Source organism: Streptomyces sp. MUM 203J (assembly GCF_022414595.1).
Lineage (GTDB): Bacteria > Actinomycetota > Actinomycetes > Streptomycetales > Streptomycetaceae > Streptomyces.
In genome coordinates this window covers 366,801-391,786 of the sequence record NZ_JADWYO010000001.1, presented here as the reverse complement: position 1 = coordinate 391,786, position 24,986 = coordinate 366,801, and the positions used below count along the sequence as shown (strand labels likewise).

The following is a 24,986-nucleotide window of genomic DNA, read 5'->3' as shown; positions in this document are numbered from 1 at the left end:
CGGTGCGGGCGGCGGGGGAAGCGGCGGCAGGCATGCGTGACCGCGTCCACCGGCCCATTCCGCGAGGCCCGGACGTCTGGAGCACCCGGGCCGGACGGTCCGGGCGCACTGCGGCAGGTCATCGGACTGCGGGTGCGCGAAAGCACACCGATCACACCGTTGCGGGACAGTTCCGGATTCCCACCGGATTCCCCTGCGCGACAGCGAGGACGAGCATACATGTGGGGGGAGCCTGCTGCGTCGCCCCCCACATGTTGTGCCTTGGTGTCAGAAGGTGACGGTCGGAGGCTCGCTCGTAATGCGTTTCGTATGACACTGGGGCCATGACGCCGAAGGCCATCACCTTCCGACCCGACGCCGACACTCATCGTGAGCTCGAAGCGCTGGCCGCCCTCCGGGACGTGACGGCGTCGGACGCCATAAGAGCGGCGATTCACGAGGCGTACGTCCGTGAGCAGTACCGCGAGGCGGCCGCCGAGCTCGCCGCATGGCGGAACGACCCGGCCTACCAGACGGAACTCGCCGAGGTCCGGGCCGACATGGAGGAGCTCCGTGCGTGGTGACGTCCACCGGCTGAGGGTCCGTGAGGACGCGGTCGGCCATGAAGAGCGCGATACGCGCTATGCGGTCGTGCTCCAGACCGCGGCACTCGCCACGTCGACGCTGATCGTCGCTCCGACCTCGACGAGCGCCGCACCCGGGTTGCTTCACCCGAAGCTCGACATGAACGGCACGGCCACGGTGGTTCTCGTCGAGCAGATGGCGGCCGTCGACCCCACACGGCTGGGCGACTTCGCGGGCCGCGTCGACCCGGAGGAGTGGGTCGACGTCGAGCGGGCGGTCAAGCTGGTGCTGGGCCTGCTCTGAGGGCCCGCGGTGCTGGTCGCCGGGACGGCGGAGGGCCGCCGCACCACGGGTGCGGCGGCCCTCCGGGGTGCGGGGCTCAGTGGCCCGCGGGGACCTTCGGGGCGGGGGACCTCGACGTGTCCGCGTCCGCCGTGTAGTCCGACGCGGTCGTCTCGTCGACGCCCTCCGGGGCCTTCAGGGCGCGGAGGACGAACGTCAGCGCCACCGTCACCGCGAGGTTCAGGACGAACGCGGTCAGGCCGATGTAGCCGATCTCCCCGATACCGGGGATAGCCGCCGAGGACCCGCCGAAGTGCTTCTGCGTCGGGCTCGCCACGTTGTAGGCGGTCCACGTGCCGTACACCATGCCGACCGCCCAGCCGCCGAGCAGCGCCCAGCGGTGGAACCAGCGGGTGAACAGGCCGCCCACCAGCGCCGGGAAGGTCTGGAGGATCCAGATGCCGCCCAGCAGCTGGAAGTTGATCGCGACCGTCTTGTCCAGCGTCAGCACGAACGCCAGCGCGCCCACCTTCACCAGCAGCGACACCAGCTTCGACACCTTGGTCTCCTGCTCCGGTGTGGCGTCCGGCTTCAGGAAGTCCTTGTAGATGTTGCGGGTGAAGAGGTTGGCCGCGGCGATCGACATGATCGCCGCGGGCACCAGCGCGCCGATGCCGATGGCGGCGAACGCCACGCCCGCGAACCAGTCCGGGAACATGTTCTCGAACAGCTGAGGGATCGCCAGCTGGCCGTTCTCCACCTGCACTCCCGCGGCGATCGCCATGAACCCGAGCAGCGCCAGCAGGCCCAGCATCACCGAGTACAGCGGCAGGATCGTGGTGTTGCGGCGGATCACGTCACGGCTGCCGGACGACAGCGTGGCCGTGATCGAGTGCGGGTACATGAACAGCGCCAGCGCCGAGCCGAACGCCAGCGTGGCGTACGTCCACTGGCCTGCCTCGCCCGGCACCAGTGAGCCCTTGCCGCTGCTGGTGAACTTCTCGCTCGCCGCGCCGAAGATCGCGTCGAACCCGCCCAGCTTGACGGGGATGTAGACGATCGCCACCGCGATCACCAGGTAGATCAGCGTGTCCTTGACGAAGGCGATCAGGGCCGGGGCGCGCAGTCCGGACGAGTACGTGTAGGCCGCGAGCACACCGAACGCGATGAGCAGCGGCAGGTCCCGGACGAACCAGTGCGCGGACTCGCCGCCGCCGACGCCCATCACGTCCAGCACGGCCTGGATGCCGACCAGCTGGAGCGCGATGTACGGCATGGTGGCGAGGATGCCGGTGACGGCCACCGCCAGGGACAGCCCCCGGGAGCCCCAGCGTCCGCGCACGAAGTCGGAGGTGGTGACGTACCCGTGCTTGTGCGACACCGACCACAGCCGGGGCAGGAAGGTGAAGATCAGCGGGTAGACGAGGATCGTGTACGGCACGGCGAAGAACCCGGCCGCGCCCGCCGCGTAGATCGCCGCCGGGACCGCGACGAAGGTGTACGCCGTGTAGAGGTCGCCGCCGAGCAGGAACCAGGTGATCCAGGTGCCGAACGACCTCCCGCCGAGGCCCCATTCGTCGAGGCTGTTCTCGTTCGCGGCACGGCGCCAGCGCGCGGCCAGGAAGCCCAGGACCGTCACGAGGAGGAAGAAGAAGAGGAAGACGCCGAGCGCGACGCCGTTCACGCCGTCCTTCACCGCTCCGCACCCCCTTCGCGGGCGGCCTCGCGTGCACGCTGGTCACGGTGCCAGAGGCGGTACGCCAGCATCGTCAGCGCGGTCGAGACGACGACCCACAGCATCTGGTACCAGTAGAAGAACGGGACACCGCCCACCACCGGCTCCACCCGGGCGTACGAACTCACCCAGAGCATCGCCACGAACGGGGTTAACAGGCAGAGGGCGATCACCACCCGGACGGAGGTGACCACCGGCATGGGTGGCTGTTCCTGGTCCTGCGTCACTTCCGACATACGGTGAGCACCGTCCCCTCATGATCAGCCGTTCATGATCAGCCGTGCGATGCGGCGAATCTACGGGGACGGTCCGCTCCAGGGAAGGTGTCGCTCGATAACGTTGTGACTGCGGTGAGTTGCGAGGCGCGCGTGAATCTCAGTCGTCGGCCGGGCGCTTGAGGCGCGCCACGAACTTGTACCGGTCGCCCCGGTACACCGAACGCACCCACTCGACCGGGGCGCCCTGCTCGTCGTACGAGTGCCGGGACAGCATCAGCATCGGCAGCCCCACGTCCGTGCCCAGCAGGCCCGCCTCCCGGGGTGTCGCCAGCGAGGTCTCGATGGTCTCCTCGGCCTCCGCGAGCCGGACGTCGTACACCTCGGCCAGTGCCGTGTAGAGGGAGGTGTACTTGGCCAGCGAGCGGCGCAGCGCCGGGAAGCGCTTGGCCGACAGGTGGGTCGTCTCGATGGCCATCGGCTCCCCGCTGGCGAGCCGCAGCCGCTCGATCCGCAGGACCCGCCCGCCCGGCTGGATGTCGAGCAGGACGGCCAGGGTGTCGTCGGCGGTGACATAGCCGATGTCGAGGAGCTGCGAGGTCGGTTCGAGGCCCTGGGCGCGCATGTCCTCGGTGTACGAGGTGAGCTGCAGGGCCTGGGAGACCTTCGGTTTGGCGACGAACGTGCCCTTGCCCTGGATCCGCTCCAGGCGGCCCTCGACGACCAGTTCCTGGAGGGCCTGGCGGACGGTGGTCCGGGAGGTGTCGAACTCGGTGGCGAGGGTGCGCTCCGGCGGCACGGGCGTGCCGGGCGGCATCGTCTCGGTCATCTCCAGCAGGTGCCGCTTGAGCCGGTAGTACTTGGGTACGCGCGCGGAGCGGGTCGCCGTGCCGCTCTCCGGCGCGGTCGCCGTCGCGGATCCGCTCGCGGACCCGGACCCGCCGCCGGTCCTCTTCGCGGTCTCCGTACCGCCGCTCTGGGTGGCCATGGCCTGCCTTCCCGACTCCTGTGCTGCAGCCGTCACCGGCTCCTCCGTCTTTCGTGGCTCACATGGTGGCACGGACCGGTCACGGGTCGTCGCCCCTCCTCAGGTGTCGGTCCGATAACGGAGCCAACAGCCCCTCTTATACACCCTTGACACCCCCAAAGGTCTAGGCCAAGCTCCCGGTTACTGGTCTAAACCAATCAAGATCAGACCCAGCCCCACGAGCAGTACTCGTCGTTCGTCGTACGTCGCAGGTCGGTCTTCGCGGTGGGCAGGGGGGTTCCAGGCATCCCTGAGGAGGGTGGCGTGAAGCGCAAGCTCATCGCGGCTATCAGTGTCGCGGGCATGATGGTAGGCCTCGCCGCGTGCGGTACGGAGGACGGCAAGAGCGGCTCCACCGACGCCGACGGCAACAAGACGCTGACCGTCTGGGTCATGGACGGATCCGCTCCGGACGCCTGGATCAAGGAAGTCAACAAGGAGTTCGAGGCCAAGCACAAGAACGTCAAGGTCAAGGTCGAGGTCCAGCAGTGGAACGGCATCCAGGAGAAGGTGACCACGGCCCTCTCCGAGGACACCCCGCCGGACGTGCTTGAGCTGGGCAACACCCAGACCGCCGGCTACGCCGCCACCGGCGGGCTCGCCGACCTCACCGAGGACAAGGCGACGTTCGGCTACGACGGCTGGAACAAGGGCATGCTCGCGTCGAACGAGCTCGACGGCAAGCTCTACTCCGCCCCCTGGTACGCCGCCAGCCGCGTCGTGGTCTACGACAAGGCCGCCTACGCGAAGGCCGGGGTGAAGCCGCCGAAGACCCGCGAGGAGTGGATCGACGGCCTGAAGAAGATCAAGGACTCGGACTCCAAGGTCCAGCCGATCTACCTGCCCGGCCAGAGCTGGTACGTCTTCGCCGGCTTCCTGTGGGACGAGGGCGGCGACCTCGCCGTCAAGGACGGCGACCGGTGGAAGGGCACGCTCGCCACGCCCGAGGCCGCGGCCGCCGTCAACTTCTACAAGGAACTGCAGTCCTTCTCCACCGCCCCCAAGGACAAGGACGAGGCCACCCCGCAGCAGTCCACCGACATCGTGCCCAAGGGCGGCGTGGCCTCCTGGATCGGCCTCGGCTGGGAGGCCGGCGGCGCGGCCGCCGCCATCGAGAAGGCCGGCGGCAAGGCCGACTTCGGCTACTTCCCGATCCCGGGCAAGACCGCCGACAAGCCGGGCTCCGTCTTCCTCGGCGGCTCCAACCTCGCGATCGCCGAGCGCTCCCCGAACAAGGAGCTCGCCAAGGAGTGGCTGGCCCTCGCCGCAGGCAAGGACCACATGGCCAAGTACGCCGAGGCCACCGGCGGCGGACTGCTCCCGAACAACGACGCCGCCCAGTTCAAGCCGGAGGCCGGCTCCTTCGCGGAGGCCATGGCCCAGACCGCGCCCGTCGGCCGCATCACCCCGGTGACCCCGGGCTGGGCCAACGTCGAGACCGAGCCCAACCCGATCAAGGACTTCATGACCAAGGTCCTGAAGGGCGAGGACCCGAAGAAGGCCGGCGAGGCCGCGGACAAGATCATCACCGAGCGCGTCAACCAGCAGTAACCGGGGACCCCGCCCCCGGACCCCCGTGACCGAGCCTTCGGTGCTCGCCCTCAAGCTCCCTCGGGCTCTTCGAGCAGGGGACGGCCCCAGGGGCTGACATCAGCCCCTGGGGCGCTTGCGGAGCGGGGGGTCCGGGGCGGCGCCCCCCGATTCGGGACCCCGCACGCCCAAGAACCGCGAGGAAGAAGACCATGACCGTGGACTCCAAGGGAGCGGCGGCCACCGCTCCCCAGGACGCGCCCGGGAGGGCGGCGCAGACCCAGGAACGGACGCCGCCACCACCGACCGGACCGGCGGACACCCCGCGGGCTCCACGCGGAGGGCGCTCCCTGCCCGGCGGACTGCTGCCGTATCTGCTGATCGCACCAGCCGTCCTGTCCATGGCCGTGCTGCTGCTCTATCCGCTGATCCGGAACGTGATCCTCTCCTTCCAGCAGGTCAACCGGAAGGAACTGATCACCCGGACCTCCGAGTGGATCGGTTTCGACAACTACACGGCACTGCTCGGCGACCCGTCCTTCTGGGACGTCGTCGTCCGCAGCGTCGTCTTCACGGCGGTCAACGTCGTCGTGATCATGGGTCTCGGCACCCTGCTCGGGCTGCTGCTCAACCGCCTGGGCAAGAAGATGCGGCTGGTTCTGTCGCTCGCCCTGATCCTCGCCTGGGCCATGCCGATCGTCGCCTCCGTCACGGTCTTCCGGTGGCTGTTCGACGAGCAGTTCGGCGTCTTCAACTGGCTGATGCGCACCCTCGGCTTCGAGGGCTACGAGCAGCACAACTGGTTCGAGACCGGCACCTCCACCCTGGTCATCATCGCGGTCCTGATCATCTGGGGTTCCGTCCCCTTCGTCGCACTCAACATGTACGCGGGCCTCACCACCGTCGGCACCGAGCTGTACGAGGCCGCGAAGATGGACGGCGCCAACGGCTGGCGGACGTTCTGGTCCGTGGTCTTCCCGAACCTCAAGCCGTTCTTCCTGGTGACGACGTTCCTGGAGATCATCTGGGTGTTCAAGGCGTTCGCGCAGGTGTACGCCATGAACCAGGGCGGACCGGACCGCGGCTCCGAGACCCTCCCGGTCTTCGCGTACATCGAGGGCCAGAGCCAGGCCCACTACGGCCTCGCGGCGGCCATCTCCGTCCTCACGATCCTGATGCTGATCGCCGCCATGTCCTTCTACTTCCGCCTGATCCTGAAGCAGGAGGAGCAGCAGTGAGCACCGCCACCCGCCCCGCGAAGGCACAGAAGCTTCACGGGAAGCCGCTGAGGCCCGGCACCGTCCTCGCCAACCTGACCGCCCTCCTCCTGGCGGCGCTCTTCGCCTTCCCCGTGTACTGGATGATCAGCTCCTCGCTGAAGCCCCAGTCGGAGATCCTCACCAGGGACCCGGTGTTCCTCTTCACACCGACCTTCGAGAACTACCCCACCGCGACCGGTGTCGACCTGTTCTGGACGTACGTCGCCAACAGCCTCACGGTCACCGTCGGCGCCGTCCTGCTCGCGCTGCTCGTCGCCCTCGCCGCGAGCTTCGCGATCGCCCGGATGAAGTTCCGGGGGCGCAAGGGGCTCGTCCTCGGCGTGATGATGGCCCAGATGGCCCCGTGGGAGGTCATGGTCATCGTCATGTACATCAGCGTCCGGGACCTCGACCTGCTGAACAGCCTCCCGATGCTGACCGCCATCTACTTCGTGATGGTGCTGCCCTTCACCATCTGGACCCTGCGCGGCTTCATCGCCGCCGTCCCGGTGGAACTGGAGGAGGCCGCCCAGATCGACGGCTGCACCCGCGGCCAGGCCTTCCGCAAGGTGATCTTCCCGCTGCTCGCGCCGGGCCTCATGTCGACCTCGCTCTTCGGCTTCATCACCGCCTGGAACGAGTTCGCGATGGTCCTGATCCTCCACAAGGACAAGGAAGCCCAGACCCTGCCGTTGTGGCTGACCCAGTTCCAGACCGCCTTCGGCAGCGACTGGGGGGCCACCATGGCCGCTTCCACGCTCTTCGCGCTGCCCGTCCTCGTGGTCTTCCTCTTTCTCCAGCGACGGGCCGTCGGCGGCATGACCGCCGGCGCCGTGAAGGGATGACGCCGCACATGACCACCACCCTGCGCGGCAGCACCGACACGCTCACCCGCGACGCGCTCACCGTCCTCCAGCCCGGTTTCCCCGGCACGACTCCGCCCGACTGGCTGCTGCGCCGGATCGGGGAGGGCCTCGCCTCCGTCGGCCTGTTCGGCCGGAACATCGCCTCGCCCGAGCAGCTCACCGCGCTCACCGCCCGGCTGCGGGCCGAGAACGGGGACATGCTGGTCGCCATCGACGAGGAGGGCGGCGACGTCACCCGGCTGGAGGCCCGGCACGGCTCCTCCTTCCCCGGCAACCTCGCCCTCGGCACCGTCGACGACCCAGGCCTGACCCGGGCCGTCGCCCACGAGCTGGGCCGTCGCCTCGCAGCCTGCGGAGTCGACTTCAACTGGGCGCCCTCCGCCGACGCCAACTCCAACCCGGACAACCCGGTCATCGGTGTCCGGTCCTTCGGCGCCGATCCCGCACTGGTCGCCCGGCACACCGTGGCGTACGTCGAGGGGCTCCAGGCCGCCGGTGTCGCCGCCTGCGTCAAGCACTTCCCCGGACACGGCGACACGAATGTGGACTCGCACCTCGCGACCCCCCGCATCGATGTGGACCTGGACACACTGCACGCCCGTGAGCTGGCCTCTTTCCGCGCGGCCATCGCCGCGGGTTCCAAATCGGTGATGAGCGCGCATATCCTTCTGCCCGCGCTCGACCCCGATCGCCCCGCCACCCTCAGCCCGCGGATCCTCACCGGACTGCTGCGCGAGGAGCTGGGCTTCGACGGCCTGATCGTCACCGACGGCATCGAAATGCGGGCCATCGCATCGACGTACGGGATCGAGCGCGGCTCCGTCCTCGCGATCGCGGCGGGCGCCGACGCCATCTGCGTCGGCGGCGGCATGGCCGACGAGGGGACCGTGCTGCGACTGCGCGACGCGCTGGTGACCGCGGTACGGAGCGGCGACCTGCCCGAGGAGCGCCTGGCCGACGCGGCGGCGCGCGTGCGCGCGCTGGCGTCCTGGACCCGGGCGCACCGGGCCGGGGGGGCTCAGACGGGGCCGGGCGCGGCGGTGCAGGAGGGGACCGCGCCCGGCACCGACACGGACACCGGCTCCGGCGGGTACACGGAGATCGGCCTGGTGGCGGCGCGGCGCGCGCTGACGGTCACGCCGGGGGAGAAGCCCTACGAGCCGCTCACCGAGCCTCCGTACGTGGCGTCCTTCGCACCCGTCGCGAACATCGCGGTGGGTGACGAGACACCCTGGGGTGTCGGCCCCGAACTGGCCCGGCTGCTGCCGGGCACCGAGACCGGGACGTACGGCACGGAGGCCGGCGTCGAGGATGTGCTGCGGGCGGCGGGGGAGCGCCGGATCGTGGCCGTCGTGCGCGACGCGCACCGTCACGCCTGGATGAGGGAGGCGCTGGACGGGCTGCTGGCCGCCCGCCCCGACACGATCGTGGTGGAGATGGGCCTGAACCAGGCTCCGCCGCGCGGGGCCCTGCACATCGCGACGCACGGTGCGGCGCGGGTGTGCGGGACGGCGGCGGCGGAGGTCGTCACCGGCGGGTGAGCGCACGGGTACGAGAAGGGGGCCGGCGCCTGGAACGGGCGCCGGCCCCCTTCTCGTACCCCCGGGGTGTTACAGCCCCTGCCAGGCGGGCTTGTGGGCGTACGTGTGACGGAAGTAGTCCGCGAGCTTCAGCTTGGACGCGGCGGCCTCGTCGACGACGACCGTGGCGTGCGGGTGCAACTGGAGCGCGGAGGCGGGGACCAGCGCGGAGACGGGGCCTTCGACGGTCTGGGCGACGGCCTCCGCCTTGCCCTCGCCGGTGGCGAGGAGCACCAGGTGGCGGGCCTCCAGGATGGTGCCGATGCCCTGGGTGACGACGTGGTGCGGGACCTGGTCGATGTCGCCTTCGAAGAAGCGCGCGTTGTCGACGCGGGTCTGCTCGGTGAGCGTCTTGATGCGGGTGCGGGACGCGAGGGACGAGCAGGGCTCGTTGAAGCCGATGTGCCCGTCGGTGCCTATGCCGAGTATCTGGAGGTCCACGCCTCCGGCCTCGGCCAGCGCCGTGTCGTACGCCTCGCAGGCCGCCTGGACGTCCTCGGCGGAGCCGTCCGGGCCCATGAAGGCGTCCTGGCCGAGCCCGAGCGGCTCCACGACCTGGCGCAGCACGGTGGAGCGGTACGACTCGGGGTGCCCGGCGGGCAGCCCGACGTACTCGTCCAGCTGGGCGATCCGGGCGCGCGAGACGTCGACGGCGCCGGAGCGGACCTTCGCGGTGAGGGCGTCGTAGACGGGCAGCGGCGTCGAGCCGGTGGCCACACCGAGCAGGGCGTCGGGCTTGCGGCGCAGGAGGGCCGCGATGGCCTCCGCGATGAGTTCGCCGCCTGCCGTGGCGTCCGGGACGATGACAACTTCCACGCTGGGCCTGCCGATCTGGAGAGTGGTGGTCACGGTGGGGAGGGCGGTGGTGCACGACTCCGCATAGTGGTATAGACCAATCTAGCAGAACGGGGGCCTGAGGCCCACGGCTGGCGAGCGGCTGTGAACCCTGCTCGACTGGCACCATGAACGACGAGGAGCGGGGCCGGATGATGGCCGCCGAGATGGCGGAGCAGCCCGGGGTGCTCCGCCGGATCCTGGACCGGGCCGCGCCGGAGATCCGCGGGGTGGCAGGGCGCATCGCGGAGCGGCGTCCGAGGTTCGTCCTGCTCACCGCGCGGGGCACCTCCGACAACGCGGCGCTGTACGCGAAGTACCTGCTGGAGATCCGGCTGGGCCTGCCCTGCGGGCTGACCTCCATGTCGACGACCACGGCGTACGGGGCGCGGCCGGACCTCACGGACGTCCTGGTCGTCACCGTGAGCCAGTCCGGCGGGTCTCCGGACCTGGTCGCCTCCACGCGGGCGGCGCGGGAAGCCGGGGCGATCACCCTGGCGGTCACCAACAACCCGGACTCGCCGCTCGCCGCGGTCGCGGAGTACCACGCCGACATGCTGGCGGGCCCGGAGAAGGCGCTGCCCGCGACCAAGACGTACACCGCGTCGCTGCTGGCGCTGTACCTCTTCACCGAGGGGCTGCGCGGCGGTGACGGCGCGGACGCGGAGCCGCTGCCTGAGCTGGCGGCACAGATCCTGGCCCGCCGTGAGGAGGTACGGGCACTGGCGGCCCGCTACCGCTTCGCGGAACGCATGGTGATCACGTCGCGCGGCTACGGCTACCCGACGGCGAAGGAGGCCGCGCTGAAGCTGATGGAGACCAGCTACATCCCGGCGCTCTCGTACTCCGGCGCGGACCTGCTGCACGGGCCGCTGGCGATGGTCGACAACGTCTCGCCCGTCATCGCGGTCGTCACGGCCGGCCGTGGCGGAGAGGCGCTCCGCCCGGTCCTGGACCGGCTGCGTGCCCGGGGCGCGGACCTCTTCGTGGTGGGCCCGGAGGCGCGGGTGGCCGAGGCGTCGGCGGGCTTCGTCCTCCCGGTCGAGGGTGTCCCCGAGGAACTCCAGCCGATCCTGGAGATCCTCCCCCTCCAGCTCCTCGCGTACGAGACCGCCATCGCGAGGGGCCAGGACCCGGACGCGCCCAGGGCCCTGGCGAAGGTGACGGAGACCCGCTGACGTCCCGGGCCGGACCCGCCGGCCGTGTTCCGCCCCCCGGCGGCGACGGCGCCCTGCGCGCGGAACCGGAGGCGGTGGCTGAGACGGTGGCGGCCTTCCGGCCGTAAGAGACGGCAGGGCGCGCAAGAGGCGCGGAGAGCGGAGGAGGCGCGGAAGGGCGGCGAAGGGCGCGGAAACCCGCGGGCCGCGGCGCCGGTACGGGACCCTCAACCCGTACGCCGGCACCGCAGCCCGGAGTAGCAACGGCCAGGCGGGTGTGCGGTCCCGCGGCCGTGGTGAGGCACCGGCGCAGTCAGGGCAGAGAGCCCGGTACCTCGGTCCACCCTCCTGTGCGGGGAGGGTGGAAGTCTTGACTTGTCCATTGTGGACTAGACCATTCGGGCCTGTCCATCCACGCGTCCGTATCCGTCCCGGCGGGTGCGCGCGCTGGTCCATCCTCCACCAAGGACCGGCAAAGCACCAGGTACCCGCACGCGGGTACGCTCACAGACGTGCCCTCCATGAACGATCTCGTACGCCAGCACACCGCGCTCAGCGAGTCAGACCTCGAATGGCTCCACCTGCTGGTGTCGGAGTGGCAGCTGCTCTCCGACCTCTCCTTCGCGGACCTCGTCCTGTGGGTCCCCACCCGCGACGGTACCCGCTATGTGTCGGTCGCACAGATGCGCCCCAACACCGGGCCCACCTCCTACCAGGACGACATGGTCGGCCATCTCGTGCCCCGCGGGCGCCGCCCGCTGCTGGACGCCGCCCTGGACGAAGGACGCATCGTACGCGAAGGCGACCCGGAATGGCGCGAGGAGGTCCCCGTACGCGTCGAGTCGATCCCCGTGCGGCGCGAGGGCCGTGTCCTCGGAGTCATCGCCCGCAACACCAACCTGCTCACCGTCCGCACCCCCTCCCGGCTGGAGCTGACCTACCTCCAGTCGGCCTCCGACCTGGCCCAGATGATCGCTGCGGGCAGCTTCCCGTTCCCCGAGCAGCAGGTCGACATGGACGCCTCGCCGCGCGCCGGCGACGGCCTGATCAGGCTCGACGCGGACGGTGTCGTCCAGTACGCCTCGCCCAACGCGCTGTCCGCGTACCACCGTCTCGGTCTCGCCGCCGACCTCGTCGGCCAGCACCTCGGCCAGGCCACCGCCGAGCTCGCCCCTTCCCGCGGCCCCGTCGACGAGGCCCTCGCCAAGCTCGCCAGCGGCTATGCCCCCCGCGAGACCGAGGTCGAGGGAAACGGCGGCGTCATCCAGCTCCGGGTCATCCCGCTCAAGCCCAAGGGCACCCGCATCGGCTCCCTCGTCCTGCTCCGCGACGTCACGGAACTGCGCCGCAGGGAACGCGAGTTGATCACCAAGGACGCCACCATCCGGGAGATCCACCACCGGGTGAAGAACAACCTCCAGACCGTCGCCGCCCTGCTCCGCCTCCAGGCCCGCCGGATGGATTCCGACCGGGGCCGTGAGGCGCTCAACGAGGCCGTCCGCCGCGTCGGCTCCATCGCGATCGTCCATGAGACGCTGTCCCAGAATCTGGACGAGCGGGTCGAGTTCGACGACATCGCGGACCGGGTCATCTCGATGGTGGCGGAGATCTCACCCGGCAAGGTCGCCTGCCGGCGCAACGGCCGCTTCGGCATTCTGGACGCGGAGGTCGCCACACCGCTGTCCATGGTCCTCACCGAGGTGCTCCAGAACGCCCTGGAGCACGCCTTCGCCCCGGGCGAGCACGGCACGGTGGAGGTCACCGCCGTCCGCGGCGACACCCGCGCCCCGGACGCCCGGCTGCTCATCACCGTCCAGGACGACGGCCGCGGACTGCCCGTCGGCTTCGACCCGCAGAGCGCCGGAAACCTCGGCCTGCAGATCGTACGGACCCTGGTGGAAGGGGAGTTGGGCGGTACGTTCGACATGCGCCCGGCGCCGGAGCGCGGCACGCGCGTGGTGCTGGACATCCCCGTACGCCCGCAGAAGTAGGGGCCGTTCACAACAGCAGCGAGCCCCGGGCCGTTTCGTCACGGCCCGGGGCTCGAATGCTGTGGGGTACTGCTACTGCTGCGCGCTGCTGTTCGGGAGGCGCGTTGGCGGTGCTCAGGCGCTGGCGTTGCGTGCCCGGTTACGAGCGGCGCGGCGCTTCATCGCGCGGCGCTCGTCCTCGCTGAGGCCGCCCCAGACACCCGAGTCCTGACCGGTCTCGAGCGCCCACTGCAGGCACTGCTCCATCACGGGGCAGCGACGGCAGACAGCCTTGGCTTCCTCGATCTGCAGCAGCGCAGGACCGGTGTTGCCGATGGGGAAGAACAGCTCGGGGTCTTCCTCACGACAAACGGCGTTGTGACGCCAGTCCATGGCTGCTACCTCTCCTTGGTGTTGCATGCAAGTTGCTTGTGAATGTGAACGCTTTCACGAATCCCTCCGCAAGGGAAGGGCCGACAGCCAGACAGACGTCTGGAGGTGGGTCCTGAGATGAGGAGGGGTTCTGGCTCTCAGTGGAGGCCGGTGTTGCGGGCCGTCCCGATCGCCATGTAGAGATTCGCAAACCTCGGCTGCGGATACAACCCCTTCCGGGAAGTTTTTTTGGATTCCTCGGTGTCGGCTCCGTCACAGCCGTACTTCTTAGGGGTGGACCCCAGCCCATACGTTCGAGATAAAGGGCCGAGGGCCCTTCCACTCACACAATCACACCCAGTGCACGGCGATGGCCTGTGAACTTCACGCTCATTCGAAGGCCGAGGTGGTCTCCGTCCATCTGGAACGGCAATGGGACCTTCGAATGCAAGGTGAACTCGGTCTGGTCATGAAGCGACACCGCGTGCCTGCCGTGCGGGCCGCGTTCCGGCGTCGAGGTGAGCAGCTGTGTCGCGTACCGGGCCACCGCCGCGGTGGACAGCCGCCGGAGTCCGAGCACGTCGAGCGCGGTGTCGAAGGAGGCGCCGGGCGCCGCGTAGACCGGGCGGTTTCCGAGGTACGTCCAGGGCGCGGTGTTGCAGATGATCGACAGGACCAGGTCCTCGACCGGCTCCTGCCCCGGGCGCTCCAGTGTGATCGTCCCGTGCCGCCGGTGCGGGTCACCGAGCAGCTGCCGGAACACCTGACGCAGATACAGCGCATGCGTGGAGCGCTTGCCCAGCTCCCGCTGCTTCTCGACCCGCCCGACGACCCCGGCGTCGAAGCCGAGTCCCGCGCAGAACGTGAACCAGCGGGCGGGCACCCCCTCGTCCTCGGTACCGGGGGCACCGGCGGCCAGCCCCAGGCCGACCGTACGGCTCCGCCGCTCCCGCAGCGCGTCCAGGATCGCGCCGGTCGCCTCCACTGCGTCGTTCGGCAGCCCCAGGGCACGCGCGAACACGTTCGTCGACCCGCCCGGTACGACGGCGAGCCTCGGCAGCCGGTCCGGATCGGGGCCCCCGTGCAGCAGCCCGTTGACGACCTCGTTGACGGTGCCGTCGCCGCCGAGCGCCACCACCAGGTCGATGTCCTCGGACTCGGCGGCCCGCCGGGCCAGGTCCCGGGCGTGCCCCCGGTACTCGGTGGTCACCGCCTCCAGCTTCATCTCGCTGGCCAGCGCGTGGATCAGTACGTCGCGGGTGCGGGCACTCGTGGTGGTGGCTGCCGGGTTGACCACGAGAAGTGCACGCATGACGGCCAGGGTACCTACCGCTTGGTACCGGGCGAAGGGGGCCCTGGTGGCGGGGCCGCTACCCTGCTGGGGTGAGCACCGAGCCGAACCCCACCGACGCGCCCGCCTCCCGCCCGACCTCCGTGACGGCCGCCGCGGCGGTGGCCGGGTCCGAGGCGCTGGCGCTGTTCGCCGGAGGCCTGTACGTCCTGGTGAGCACGCTGACCGGCAGCCCCGACGATGTCACCCAGGCCCTCACGGGCGGGGCGACGCTGCTCGCGCTGGGCGTGATTCCGCTGGTGGCCGCACGGGGGCTGCTGGGCCTGCGGCGCTGGAGCCGAGGGCCGGCGATCATCACGCAGATCATGGCGCTTCCGGTCGCCTGGACCCTTCTGGGCGCGGGCCCCCTCGCCATGGCGGCGGGCGCGGCCCTGGGCCTGGCGGCGGTGGCCGCGCTGGTGCTGCTCCTCCACCCGGCGACGCCGAGGTCCCTGGGCATCACGCCTCCCGGCGCCTGAGGCCCCCGCAGGCCGAGGCGCCGCGTCCGGCGCCCGTCCTCGGGGCGCGGGGCCAGGTCCGGCCCGCGCGCCGCCGCGGCGGGCCCGTGCACCAGCAGAAGGCGACGCCCGTCTGCGGACCGCAGCCGCCGCACCGGCGGGGCGCATTACCCGCAGCCGCCGGTCCGGTCCGCTGACGCGACGGCCCGCAGCCCGCACCGGACGAACCGCCGGGGGCGGGCGCGGCGTCCCGCTACTCCTCCACCAGCAGGCGCTCCCGCAGCTGTGCCAGGGTCCGGGCCAGCAGCCGCGAGACATGCATCTGGGAGATGCCCACCTCCTGGGCGATCTGCGACTGGGTCATGTTGCCGAAGAACCGCAGCAGCAGGATCCGCTTCTCCCGCGGCGGCAGATCCTCCAGCAGCGGCTTCAGGGACTCCCGGTACTCGACCCCCTCCAGGGCCTCGTCCTCCGCGCCCAGCGTGTCCGCCACCGCCGGTGCCTCGTCGTCGGTGTCGGGTACGTCCAGGGACAGCGTGGAGTACGCGTTCGCGGACTCCAGGCCCTCCAGGACCTCCTCCTCCGAGATGCCCAGCTTCTCCGCCAGCTCGTGCACGGTCGGTGACCGCCCATTGAGCTGGGACAGCTCCGCGGTGGCCGTCGTCAGGGACAGCCGCAGCTCCTGGAGCCGCCGCGGCACCCGCACCGCCCAGCCCTTGTCGCGGAAGTGGCGCTTGATCTCGCCCACCACCGTCGGCGTCGCATAGGTGGAGAACTCGACGCCCCGCTCCGGGTCGAACCGGTCCACGGACTTGATCAGCCCGATCGTGGCGACCTGGGTCAGGTCGTCCAGCGGCTCCCCCCGGTTGCGGAAGCGCCGCGCCAGGTGTTCGACGAGCGGCAGATGCATCCGGACCAGCTGGTTCCGCAGCTCGGCCTTCTCGGGTGAGCCGTCCGGAAGCTCCCTCAGCGTGACGAACATCGCCCGCGCGTTGCTCCGGTCCTGCGGATCGGCGGCATGCTGGTGAGCCCGCGAGGCGCCGTCCGCCCGCGGAGTGCGATCCGGCCGTGCACGGCCGTCCGACCGGGGGCCGCCGTCCACCCGCGGACCGTCACCGTCCCGCCGCTGCTCGTTCTCGCTGCCGCTGTCGCTCATCTGCGCCGCCCGCTTCGCCCGCGCCTCGTACGGCGCCTCCGCAAGACCGTCCTCAGGGTGTGGCCGCGCCTGCTGTTCCGGGATGCCCGGGCCCTCCGCCGTGCGGGGCGCCCTGGGGCCGCGCTCCTCGTTCCGCACCGGACCGCCCCCGTCCCTCACGCCGGCCCGGGACCCGCGCCGCGCTGTTTGTACAGGCTGATGGACACGGTCCGGTCCTCCGCGACCGACGAGTCCACCTTGCCGGCCAGCGCCGACAGCACCGTCCACGCGAAGGTGTCGCGCTCAGGCGCCCGCCCGTCGGTCGTCGGCGCGGACACCGTGACCTCCAGGGAGTCGTCGATGAGCCGGAACACACAGCTGAGCACCGAGCCGGACACGGCCTGCTGCAGCAGGATCGCGCACGCCTCGTCGACGGCGATGCGCAGGTCCTCGATCTCGTCGAGGGTGAAGTCCAAACGCGCCGCCAGGCCGGCCGTGGCCGTACGCAGCACGGACAGGTAGGCACCCGCAGCGGGCAGCCGGACTTCCACGAAGTCCTGGGACCCGGGCTCGCCTGCGATCTGGGACACCCTCACCTCCAAGGTGGCACAAACTCTTTCGGGGCCCGGGGGGACGCGGATGATCCTCCGCGGTTCCTCCCCGGAACCGTGCGGTACGCAGGAGTGCGTAGTCGCCGTGACGCTATCGCGATCCATGATGCCGTGTCGCCGGGGCCCCCGATCGAGTGCCCGTCACTCATAGTAGGCATACGGGTACACACGGTGGCTAGGGGTCTGCGGCATCCAATCCGGAGGAACCGGCGGAGGGTTGACGTACCCAGCCGCCGCCCGCTCGAACCGCCCGGATTCCGCCACTTCTCCCATACGGCTCCGGACTCCCCGTGACCACCCCCGCCACGGCGGTGCCCCGGGGGAACGCGCCCTCCTCCGCCAGGCGTACCAGTCCGTACAGCATCTTGGCCACGTATACGCGCTCGACGGCGAGTCCGTGCCGCGCGGCGAAGTCGTCGGCGAACGCCTCCAGCTCGGGCGGCACGCGCGCGAAGCCCCCGAAGTGGAACCGCTCCTCCAGATTCCACGCACCCGCGGGTCCCCCGAAGGCCCCCTCCTGAAGGGCTCGTATCTCCGCGCCCAGGAACCCGCCCCTCAGGGCGGGGAACCCCAGCACCCGCTGCCCCGGCCCCAGACCGGCCGCCAGTCCGGCCAGTGTCCCGCCGGTTCCGCAGGCCACCGCCACCACGTCCGCCCGGCCGCGCAGTTCCCGGCCCAACGCCACGCACCCGCGCACCGCCAGCGCGTTGCTGCCCCCCTCGGGCACCACGACCGTGCCCTGAGGCGCGTCCCGCAGCAGCCGGGCCCGCACCTCGGGGTCGTCCTTCGCCCGGTAGGTCGCCCGGTCCACGAACACCAGCCGCATCCCGTCCGCCGCGCACTGCTCCAGCGAGGGGTTCAGCGGCCGCGCGGCCAGTTCCTCGCCCCGTACGACCCCGATGGTCGCCACGCCCAGCAGCCGCCCCGCGGCGGCCGTGGCCCGCAGGTGGTTGGAGTAGGCGCCGCCGAACGTCAGCAGGGGGAGCCCGGCCGAGGCGGCCAGGTTCGGCGCCAGCTTGCGCCACTTGTTGCCGACCAGGTCGGGGTGGATCAGGTCGTCCCGCTTCAGCAGCAGTCTCAGCCCTCGGCGGGTGAACCGTTCGTCCTCGACGGCCTCCAGCGGCGAGGGCGTCCGCGCCCCGAGATCCCCGGGGCCCCCCGCGTCCCCGGCCGCCCCGAGGTCGTGCGTCTCCTTCATCCGTCCATTGTCCCGCCGGGGATGCCCGGGTGGGCCGTGCCGGGGCCGGGGGTCATCCCCCGGGGGAGCGTGGCAGCCGCTCCTCCACCCGGGCCCGCAGCGCGTCCATGGTGAAGCCGCGCGGATCGACCTTGCCCGGCTGCCACTCCAGGTGGCCGATCACCGAGCGGGCGGTCCACCTGTGGCGGCGGCAGATCGCCGCCGAGACCCGGGCGACCGCGTCCAGCTGGGCCTCCGGCCACGGGTCGGCGCCGTCCCCGGCGTTCTCGCACTCGAAGCCGTAGAAATGCCGGTTACCGTCCGTGTTCGCCTCGTCGTCCGGCGGCGGCGCCTTCTCCGCGATCACCGCGCGCAGGACGTCGTCGTCGCCCCGCCCCGCGTGGTTGGCGCGCCCATGGCCGACCAGGTGCACCCGGCCGTCCTTGGTGATCACGCCGTGGCACAGCGGGCCCGGCAGTCCGGGCCATCCGTCCCGGCAGATCACGACCGTGCGCGAGGAGCCCCGGGTCGCCGTGTGATGGATCATCACCCCGTGGACCGGGCCCCAGTGGCCCACATGGTTCCGGTTGTGGGTGCGCCAGCCGCCGATCTCGACGACCCTGACGCCTTCGTCGCGCAGGGCCTTCAGCAACGTGCCTGCGGAAAGGGGAGTGGCCATGACCGCAGGGTGCCCGCTTCACCACTGTCCGGATTCGGTGTGCGAAGAATTCCGGACACATGAATAACTTTGCGTCGCGAACGTCTGCTCTGCGCCGCGCCTGTTCGAAAAACCTGTGTTCCCTGCCCTGTTTATCTGTTCTTCAGTCCCACTCATTTGTGTAATGGCGGCCTCACGCCAGGTGCTGAAAGCATCCTTCTCGCAGGTGATCACAGTTGAACCGAGAGGGAAGTCCATGTCGGTTGGTTCGGTTGGTTCGGTCGGCGACGAGGTGCGGAGCGCTCAGGCGCCGGCGCAGCAGAGCCTCGGCACCGCGGCGGCGCGGAACCTGGCCACCACCACCAAGTCGGTGCCCCAGATGCAGGAGATCACCTCCCGGTGGCTCCTGAAGATGCTTCCCTGGGTCCAGGTCCAGGGCGGCGCGTACCGGGTGAACCGGCGCCTCGCGTACAGCATCGGAGACGGCCGCGTCACCTTCGTCCAGACCGGCGAACAGGTCCAGGTCATCCCGAACGAGCTGCGCGAACTGCCCGTTCTGCGCACCTACGAGGACGAGGCCGCCCTCACGGAGCTGGCGAACCGCTGCGCCCGGCGCGCCTTCGAGCCCGGCCAGACCGTCACCGAGGCCGGAACGCCCAAGGACCGGGTCTTCCTCCTCGCCCACGGCCGGGTCGAGAAGATCGGCACCGGTCCGTACGGCGACGAGGCCGTCGTCGACGTGCTCGCGGACGGCGCGTACTTCGGGGACACCTCCCTCGTCGACCCCGACGGCACCTGGGAGTACACCCACCGGGCCGCCACGGCCTGCGTGATGCTGGAGCTGACCCGCGCCGACGTGCGCAACCTGGCCGAGCGGGTCGAGGGGCTGGCCGCCCACCTCGCCCATGTCGCTTCCGTCCCGCACCAGCGTGCCAACAACTACGGCGAGAAGGAGATCGACCTCGCCGCCGGCCACAGCGGCGAGCCGGTCATCCCGCACACCTTCGTCGACTACGACCCGGCCCCCCGCGAGTACGAGCTGAGCGTCGCGCAGACCGTGCTGAAGGTGCACACGCGTGTGGCGGACCTCTACAACAAGCCGATGAACCAGACCGAGCAGCAGCTGAGGCTCACGGTCGAGGCGCTGCGCGAGCGCCAGGAGAACGAGCTGATCAACAACCCCGAGTTCGGTCTGCTCTCCAACTGCGACTACGGGCAGCGCCTCCAGCCGCACGACGGCGTCCCCAGCCCGGACGACATGGACGAGCTGCTGTCCCGCCGCCGCGGCAGCAAGCTGTTCCTCGCCCACCCCAAGGCCATCGCCGCTTTCGGGCGCGAGTGCAACCGGCGCGGCCTGGTCCCCGAGAGCATCGACGTCGGCGGCCACCGCATCCCGACCTGGCGCGGCGTGCCGATCTTCCCGAGCAACAAGATCCCGATCAGTGACGCCCGTACCACGTCGATCCTCTGCATGCGTACGGGCGAGGCCGACCAGGGCGTCGTCGGCCTCCACCAGACGGGTCTGCCGGACGAGATCGAGCCCAGCCTGTCCTGCCGGTTCATGGGCATCGACGAGCAGGCGATCATCTCGTACCTCGTGACGGCCTACTACTCCGCCGCGATCCTGGTGCCCGACGCGCTCGGCGTGCTGGAGAACGTCGAGGTCAACCGCTGGCGGTGAGCGGACCGGTACGGGCGGGGGCGCTCTGCACCGGCGCTCCCGCCCGTACCCCTGCCTCCGCGCGCCCGTGTGCGGACCGAGGCCGGGGGAAGCCGGGAGGGGAAGAGGACGAGGCGGAGGAGGAGAACCATGACCATGACCAGCCCGGACAGGACCGGGACAGGGGCAGGGGCCGCCGCGCGACGACAGAACAGCGACGGCCCCGGTGCCGCGGCGCTCCTCGGCCGCACCCGCGCCACCGTCGACCCCGTGCTGCGCTCCGCCGTCGGCGCGCTGCCCGGGCCGCTGCGGCGGATCGCGGCGTACCACTTCGGCTGGCAGCACGCCGACGGCACCCCGGCCGACGGCCCGGCGGGCAAGGCCATCCGCCCCGCGCTGGTGCTCGCCTCGGCCCGCGCCCTGGGCGGCGAACCGGGGGCCGCGGTGCGCGCGGCGGCCGCCGTCGAGCTGACGCACAACTTCACCCTGCTGCACGACGACATCGTCGACGAGGACGCCACCCGGCGGAACCGGCCCACCGCGTGGACGGTCTTCGGGATGCCGGACGCCCTCGTCGCCGGGGACGCGATGCTCGCCCTCGCCCTGCGGGTCCTCGCCGACGACGGCCACCAGCAGGCCACGGCCGCGTCCGCGCGGCTCTCCGGCTGTGTCATCGAGCTGTGCGCCGGCCAGCAGGCCGACTGCGCCTTCGAGAGCCGCGACCCGCTGACCGTGTCCCTGGACGAGTGCCTCACCATGGCCTCCGCGAAGACGGGCGCCCTCCTCGGCTGCGCCTGCGCCCTGGGCGCGCTGTACGCGGACGCGGGGGAGGCGGAGGTCACCGCGCTGGACGCCTTCGGCCGGGAGGCCGGGCTGGCCTTCCAGCTGATCGACGACCTGATCGGCATCTGGGGCGACCCCGAGCGGACCGGCAAACCGGCCGGTGCCGACCTGGCCGCCCACAAGAAGTCCCTCCCGGTCGTCGCCGCGCTGACCTCCGGCACCTCCGAGGGCGAGGAGCTGGCCGAGCTGTACCGGCGGCCGTTCCTGGAGGAGGAGGACGTGCGCCGCGCCGCCGAGGTGGTGGAGCGCGCGGGTGGCCGCGACTGGGCCCAGGCGGAGGCGGGGGATCGCATGGCGCGGGCGCTGCACCACCTGTCCCGCGCGGTACCGGACCTGGCGGCGGCGGGGGACCTGCTGGCGCTGGCGGAGTTCGTGACGCGGCGCAGCAGGTAGGGGGCGTACGCCGGTCCCCGGAGGCCGCACCTCAGGTGCCGGACGGGCGCGGGCCGGACTCGTCCGGCACCTGAGGGCCGCGGCTCCCACGAGTTCGGAGTGCAGGGGCCCGAGAGCGCGGCAGGGGCCGAGGGGGCGCAGCCGTCGGCTCCGGGAAGGGGACGGGGCCGGGGTATCTCACCGCTCAGGCACGGTCCGTCGCACCAGGTCCTCCACCACCCGCTCCAGCTCCGCCTCCCCCAGCACCCCCGGCAACGTCAGGTGCTCGAGCAGCAGTCCCGTCATCGCCAGATACAGCGCCCGCACGGTGTCCGCGTCCCCCGGCAGCCCCGCCTCCAGATGGAACCGGATGTTCCGCTCCAGCTCCCCCCGCACCGCCCGGTTCAGCTCGGCCTGCAGGGCCGGTCGCCGGGTCGCCTCCAGCCGTAGTTCCAGCATCGCCAGGTATCCGGTCCGCTCCTGCGAAACCCGCCGGACCAGCCACTTCATCAGCTCCGCGACCAGCTCCCGGCTGGGCTCCGGCCGCATGGCCGTGTCGATCTGCTCGGCCGCCGGCGTCATCCGTACGGTGATCCGCGACCCTGCTTGGGTGAGCAGGTCGTCGCGGTTCGCGAAGTAGTTGGACGCCGTCCCCGCCGGGACCCCCGCCTGCGCGTCCACCGCCCGGAACGTCAGCCCCCGAGCCCCCTCGCGGGCCAGTACGTCGATGGCGGCGTCGAGCAGCGCCAGCCGCCGCCCGGGATTCCTTGCCATGGGCTCACCTCCTGATCAAGTCACTGGATGAAGTCACATGCGGGGCCGCTGAAACAAGCCACTCGAAAACGCTTGCTCAACCACTACGCATGGAGCACTCTATTCGTAGTGGTTGCCGCAGTCCGGTGGCGCCAGACTCCAGCGAAGGATCGCGTTTGCGCACTCTGACCTACTTCGTCGCCTGCTCGCTCGACGGCTTCATCGGGGACCCGCGAGGGGACGCGTCCCCGATGCTCACGTACGTGGACGAGGATTACCTCGGCTTCCTGGTGGCCGAGTACCCCGACACCCTTCCCACCGCCGCCCGCGCCGCCCTCGGGCTGACCGGCGCGGAGAACCGGCGTTTCGACACCGTCGTCCAGGGCCGCGCCAGCTATCGGCTCGCCCTCGACCAAGGGGTCACCAGCCCGTACGCGCACCTGCGCGAGATCGTCGCCTCCCGCACCCTGACCGAGTCGCCCGACCCGAACGTGGAGATCGTCTCCGGCGACCTCGCAGCCCGGATACGCGCCCTCAAGGCGGAAGGCGGCCCGCTGGGCATCTGGCTGTGCGGCGGCGCCGAGATCGCGGGGCAACTGCGGGACGAGATCGACGAGCTGGTGATCAAGACATACCCGCAGGTGTACGGCTCGGGCATGCCCATGTTCGCGGGCGCCGGATTCGAGGTCTCGGAGTTCGCCCTGGACGAGGTGCGCACGTTCGGCAACGGTGTGCTCGTCCGCACCTACCGCCGCAAGAGGTCATAAGCGGCGAGGCGCAATACCCTGGACGCATGGGCAAGGAAGGACGCCGGGCCGTCCGGAGTCCGCAGGCGACCCAGGAGCCTGTCTGTCCCGCCTGCGGGCAGCCGGTCGGCACGACCATCAAACGACACAAGGTGCTCGGCGCGTGGGTCCCCACCTGGCACCCCCGTCCGTGCCGCAACCCCGACTGCGCGCTTTTCGGCAGGACTCCCAAGGAGCCGGGGGACTGGGAGCACGCCAGGCGAGCCAGGAAGCATCGGCGGCGGGACGCCGGGAAGGCGCCGGACGGCAGGGAAGGCCCGGAGGGGCCGGAGGGGCCGGGAGGACGCGCCGCCGAGGGCGAGCCGGGCAACAGCACCAAGATCGGCTGAAGCCGGGCTCACGGGGTGTCCGGCGGTATGCCGGAGACGGTCGTACCGCTACAGTCCGCGCCATGTCATCGGAAGTCTCTGAGGAAGTCTCCGAAAAGCTCCCCGCGCGGTCCGACGTCGTGACCGACGTCTGGACCGGCTGGTACCGGGACCACCGGGGCGCGGAGGCGATCGTCATCACAGCGGACGGTCGGAGCGTCACCACCCGCGTCAGGGGAGTCGCGTACACGGGTGGGAGCTTCGCTCTGCTGCACGCCGCCGAGGAGAGCGGCGGCCTGCCGCTCACAGGCTGCGTCCTGGAGTGGGATCTGCCGCTCCCCGTCGCCGTCGACGGCGACACCCCCCAACCGGGCACGCTGAGCTGTCTCCTGGGGCTGGGGGAGGCGCTGCCCGACGGGGCGCCCGAGCGGGTGGACCTCCGGCTGACGCTGCACTGGGGAGGCGCCGCCTACGAATCGGGGGTCACCGGCGGTGACTTCGACCGGGCCCTGGGGCGCATCCTGCGCCAGCTGCCGCCGGGTGCGCGCTTCGCCCGGCGGCTGCTCGCCGCGGCCTGAGGCCCCCGCCCCGGTACGACGAGCGGCGCCCCGCGCGGGAAGCGCGGGGCGCCGGCACGTCACCTGCGGCGCGGAAGGCTCAGGAGGCCTTCGCCAGGGCCTGCGTCAGCCCGTAGCGCCACAGGTAGTCGACCCGTGACCGCTCCTGGCTGTTCGGGACGGCGTTCTGGCAGGACGGGCCGGGCCCGCCGCCGGACATGAGTTCGCTGCACGGACCCGAGTAGTGGTCCGGCAGACCCAGGACGTGCCCGGTCTCGTGCGCGGTGACCCGCGTCGAGTTGTAGATCTGGTTCTGCCGGTAGTCGAGGAAGATGTAGCCCCGCCCGTGCCCGTCGGTGCTGGCGTACGAGCCGCGCGAGTCGTTGCCCTCGTAGTACCGGAAGTCCGGGTTGCTGCCCTCCACCAGCCGGACATTGCCGACGGAGCTGTTCCAGATCTGCGTGGAACGGGCTATCTGGGTGCGGAAGCTCGGGGCGTTGGCGGCCGAGTAGGTGACGGTGACCGCCTGCGCGCCCGGGGTGGCGGCCCGCTTCTTCGCCACCGACTCCATGACGGCCTCGAAGAAGGCCCGGTTGGCCTTCGTGTCCTCGGCGGACCCGGCGTACGCCGCGTACCCGGTGGTGACGGCCGGGGCCGCGGGCGGGGCGGCGGACGTGGCCGCGGCGGTGGCGGGGACGGCGGCGAGGGTGGCGGCGAGGCCCATGGCGGCGGCCAGCGCGGCCCGTACGTATCGGGTGGGGGGCTTCACGAAGGTCTCCTTCTGGTGGGGGACCCGTCCCGGGACGGCTGGGTGGGCACGTCCGGGTGACGGGGTGTCGGGAGAGTGCTGGGAGAGAGTGTCCGGGAGCCCCGGGTCCCTGCGGATGATGCCAAGCGGCGATAGCACGACCCCATCACCGCCTCAAC

The 24,986-nt window shown here is 71.2% G+C and carries 26 protein-coding genes and 1 riboswitch; of the genes, 14 read left to right on the top strand and 12 right to left on the bottom strand.

The window, feature by feature from the left end:
- Positions 1-116 precede the first annotated feature (116 nt).
- Positions 117-193, bottom strand: a riboswitch (cobalamin riboswitch).
- A gap of 130 nt (positions 194-323) precedes the next feature.
- Both I3F58_RS01685 and I3F58_RS01680 read left to right on the top strand, forming a co-directional pair.
- The gene (locus I3F58_RS01685) at positions 324-563 is read left to right on the top strand and encodes a ribbon-helix-helix protein, CopG family (RefSeq protein WP_240106301.1); all 240 of its coding nucleotides are present in this window, start codon (positions 324-326) and stop codon (positions 561-563) included.
- On the top strand, positions 553-867 hold the full coding sequence (locus I3F58_RS01680; protein WP_240106300.1) for a type II toxin-antitoxin system PemK/MazF family toxin: 315 nt from the start codon (positions 553-555) through the stop codon (positions 865-867). Before I3F58_RS01685 ends, I3F58_RS01680 begins: the two co-directional genes overlap by 11 nt.
- Positions 868-943: 76 nt before the next feature.
- Here I3F58_RS01680 and mctP read toward each other — a convergent pair whose 3' ends face one another.
- From mctP to I3F58_RS01665, 3 genes are all read right to left on the bottom strand, one after another.
- Positions 944-2,542: a monocarboxylate uptake permease MctP gene (mctP, locus tag I3F58_RS01675; RefSeq protein WP_240106299.1), complete on the bottom strand. Its 1,599-nt coding sequence runs from the start codon at positions 2,540-2,542 to the stop codon at positions 944-946.
- Positions 2,539-2,817: a DUF3311 domain-containing protein gene (locus I3F58_RS01670; RefSeq protein ID WP_240106298.1), complete on the bottom strand. Its 279-nt coding sequence runs from the start codon at positions 2,815-2,817 to the stop codon at positions 2,539-2,541. The genes mctP and I3F58_RS01670 overlap by 4 nt, the downstream gene beginning before the upstream one ends.
- 139 nt (positions 2,818-2,956) lie before the next feature.
- Entirely contained in the window at positions 2,957-3,784 is an 828-nt protein-coding gene (locus I3F58_RS01665) for a GntR family transcriptional regulator (RefSeq protein WP_240106338.1), read from the bottom strand.
- A gap of 303 nt (positions 3,785-4,087) precedes the next feature.
- Between I3F58_RS01665 and I3F58_RS01660 the strand changes: the two genes are divergently transcribed.
- The 4 genes from I3F58_RS01660 (at position 4,088) to I3F58_RS01645 (ending at position 9,019) form a co-directional block, all read left to right on the top strand.
- On the top strand, positions 4,088-5,374 hold the full coding sequence (locus I3F58_RS01660) for an extracellular solute-binding protein (RefSeq protein WP_240106297.1): 1,287 nt from the start codon (positions 4,088-4,090) through the stop codon (positions 5,372-5,374).
- 191 nt (positions 5,375-5,565) lie between these two features.
- The gene (locus tag I3F58_RS01655; protein ID WP_240106296.1) at positions 5,566-6,591 is read left to right on the top strand and encodes a carbohydrate ABC transporter permease; all 1,026 of its coding nucleotides are present in this window, start codon (positions 5,566-5,568) and stop codon (positions 6,589-6,591) included.
- Positions 6,588-7,457, top strand: a complete 870-nt coding sequence (locus I3F58_RS01650) for a carbohydrate ABC transporter permease (protein WP_374207883.1) — start codon at positions 6,588-6,590, stop codon at positions 7,455-7,457. Before I3F58_RS01655 ends, I3F58_RS01650 begins: the two co-directional genes overlap by 4 nt.
- 8 nt (positions 7,458-7,465) lie before the next feature.
- Positions 7,466-9,019, top strand: a complete 1,554-nt coding sequence (locus I3F58_RS01645) for a glycoside hydrolase family 3 protein (protein WP_240106295.1) — start codon at positions 7,466-7,468, stop codon at positions 9,017-9,019.
- Between the two features lie 69 nt (positions 9,020-9,088).
- On the opposite strand, the gene nagB is transcribed toward I3F58_RS01645, so the two are convergent.
- Positions 9,089-9,874, bottom strand: a complete 786-nt coding sequence (gene nagB / locus I3F58_RS01640; protein ID WP_240106336.1) for a glucosamine-6-phosphate deaminase — start codon at positions 9,872-9,874, stop codon at positions 9,089-9,091.
- A 146-nt stretch (positions 9,875-10,020) separates the two neighbouring features.
- Between nagB and I3F58_RS01635 the strand changes: the two genes are divergently transcribed.
- Together I3F58_RS01635 and I3F58_RS01630 are read left to right on the top strand one after the other, a co-directional pair.
- Positions 10,021-11,070 (top strand): SIS domain-containing protein, encoded by a 1,050-nt coding sequence (locus I3F58_RS01635; RefSeq protein ID WP_240106294.1) that lies wholly within the window; start codon positions 10,021-10,023, stop codon positions 11,068-11,070.
- 500 nt (positions 11,071-11,570) lie between these two features.
- Positions 11,571-13,040, top strand: a complete 1,470-nt coding sequence (locus I3F58_RS01630) for a sensor histidine kinase (protein ID WP_240106335.1) — start codon at positions 11,571-11,573, stop codon at positions 13,038-13,040.
- A 114-nt stretch (positions 13,041-13,154) separates the two neighbouring features.
- Here the strand turns inward: I3F58_RS01630 and I3F58_RS01625 are convergent, their stop codons facing one another.
- Positions 13,155-13,412: a WhiB family transcriptional regulator gene (locus I3F58_RS01625; protein WP_071269594.1), complete on the bottom strand. Its 258-nt coding sequence runs from the start codon at positions 13,410-13,412 to the stop codon at positions 13,155-13,157.
- A gap of 322 nt (positions 13,413-13,734) precedes the next feature.
- Positions 13,735-14,703, bottom strand: a complete 969-nt coding sequence (locus tag I3F58_RS01620) for a diacylglycerol kinase family protein (protein WP_240106293.1) — start codon at positions 14,701-14,703, stop codon at positions 13,735-13,737.
- A gap of 71 nt (positions 14,704-14,774) precedes the next feature.
- Here I3F58_RS01620 and I3F58_RS01615 point away from each other — a divergent pair, with 71 nt between their 5' ends.
- A complete protein-coding gene (locus tag I3F58_RS01615; RefSeq protein ID WP_240106292.1) occupies positions 14,775-15,200 on the top strand; it encodes a hypothetical protein in 426 nt (141 codons plus the stop codon).
- A gap of 232 nt (positions 15,201-15,432) precedes the next feature.
- Here the strand turns inward: I3F58_RS01615 and I3F58_RS01610 are convergent, their stop codons facing one another.
- From I3F58_RS01610 to I3F58_RS01595, 4 genes are all read right to left on the bottom strand, one after another.
- Positions 15,433-16,494 carry an RNA polymerase sigma factor SigF gene (locus tag I3F58_RS01610; protein ID WP_240106291.1) on the bottom strand — a complete coding sequence of 354 codons (1,062 nt, stop codon included), beginning with the start codon at positions 16,492-16,494 and terminating at the stop codon, positions 15,433-15,435.
- Entirely contained in the window at positions 16,491-16,904 is a 414-nt protein-coding gene (locus I3F58_RS01605) for an anti-sigma regulatory factor (RefSeq protein WP_240106290.1), read from the bottom strand. Before I3F58_RS01605 ends, I3F58_RS01610 begins: the two co-directional genes overlap by 4 nt.
- A gap of 196 nt (positions 16,905-17,100) precedes the next feature.
- The gene (locus I3F58_RS01600) at positions 17,101-18,123 is read right to left on the bottom strand and encodes a 1-aminocyclopropane-1-carboxylate deaminase/D-cysteine desulfhydrase (RefSeq protein ID WP_240106289.1); all 1,023 of its coding nucleotides are present in this window, start codon (positions 18,121-18,123) and stop codon (positions 17,101-17,103) included.
- Positions 18,124-18,175: 52 nt separating this feature from the next.
- A complete protein-coding gene (locus tag I3F58_RS01595; RefSeq protein ID WP_240106288.1) occupies positions 18,176-18,781 on the bottom strand; it encodes an N-acetylmuramoyl-L-alanine amidase in 606 nt (201 codons plus the stop codon).
- A 235-nt stretch (positions 18,782-19,016) separates the two neighbouring features.
- Between I3F58_RS01595 and I3F58_RS01590 the strand changes: the two genes are divergently transcribed.
- Complete coding sequence (locus tag I3F58_RS01590; RefSeq protein ID WP_240106287.1) at positions 19,017-20,441, top strand: family 2B encapsulin nanocompartment shell protein; 1,425 nt, start codon at positions 19,017-19,019, stop codon at positions 20,439-20,441.
- Between the two features lie 129 nt (positions 20,442-20,570).
- On the top strand, positions 20,571-21,656 hold the full coding sequence (locus tag I3F58_RS01585) for a family 2 encapsulin nanocompartment cargo protein polyprenyl transferase (RefSeq protein ID WP_374207882.1): 1,086 nt from the start codon (positions 20,571-20,573) through the stop codon (positions 21,654-21,656).
- A 177-nt stretch (positions 21,657-21,833) separates the two neighbouring features.
- Here the strand turns inward: I3F58_RS01585 and I3F58_RS01580 are convergent, their stop codons facing one another.
- Positions 21,834-22,409 carry a TetR/AcrR family transcriptional regulator gene (locus I3F58_RS01580; protein ID WP_240106286.1) on the bottom strand — a complete coding sequence of 192 codons (576 nt, stop codon included), beginning with the start codon at positions 22,407-22,409 and terminating at the stop codon, positions 21,834-21,836.
- Positions 22,410-22,564: 155 nt separating this feature from the next.
- Here I3F58_RS01580 and I3F58_RS01575 point away from each other — a divergent pair, with 155 nt between their 5' ends.
- The 3 genes from I3F58_RS01575 (at position 22,565) to I3F58_RS01565 (ending at position 24,080) form a co-directional block, all read left to right on the top strand.
- Entirely contained in the window at positions 22,565-23,155 is a 591-nt protein-coding gene (locus tag I3F58_RS01575) for a dihydrofolate reductase family protein (protein WP_240106285.1), read from the top strand.
- Between the two features lie 26 nt (positions 23,156-23,181).
- Positions 23,182-23,523, top strand: a complete 342-nt coding sequence (locus I3F58_RS01570) for a hypothetical protein (RefSeq protein WP_240106341.1) — start codon at positions 23,182-23,184, stop codon at positions 23,521-23,523.
- A 62-nt stretch (positions 23,524-23,585) separates the two neighbouring features.
- The gene (locus I3F58_RS01565) at positions 23,586-24,080 is read left to right on the top strand and encodes a DUF6304 family protein (protein ID WP_240106284.1); all 495 of its coding nucleotides are present in this window, start codon (positions 23,586-23,588) and stop codon (positions 24,078-24,080) included.
- Between the two features lie 79 nt (positions 24,081-24,159).
- On the opposite strand, the gene snpA is transcribed toward I3F58_RS01565, so the two are convergent.
- Positions 24,160-24,783: a snapalysin gene (gene snpA, locus I3F58_RS01560; protein WP_240106333.1), complete on the bottom strand. Its 624-nt coding sequence runs from the start codon at positions 24,781-24,783 to the stop codon at positions 24,160-24,162.
- Between the last annotated feature and the right edge of the window lie 203 nt (positions 24,784-24,986).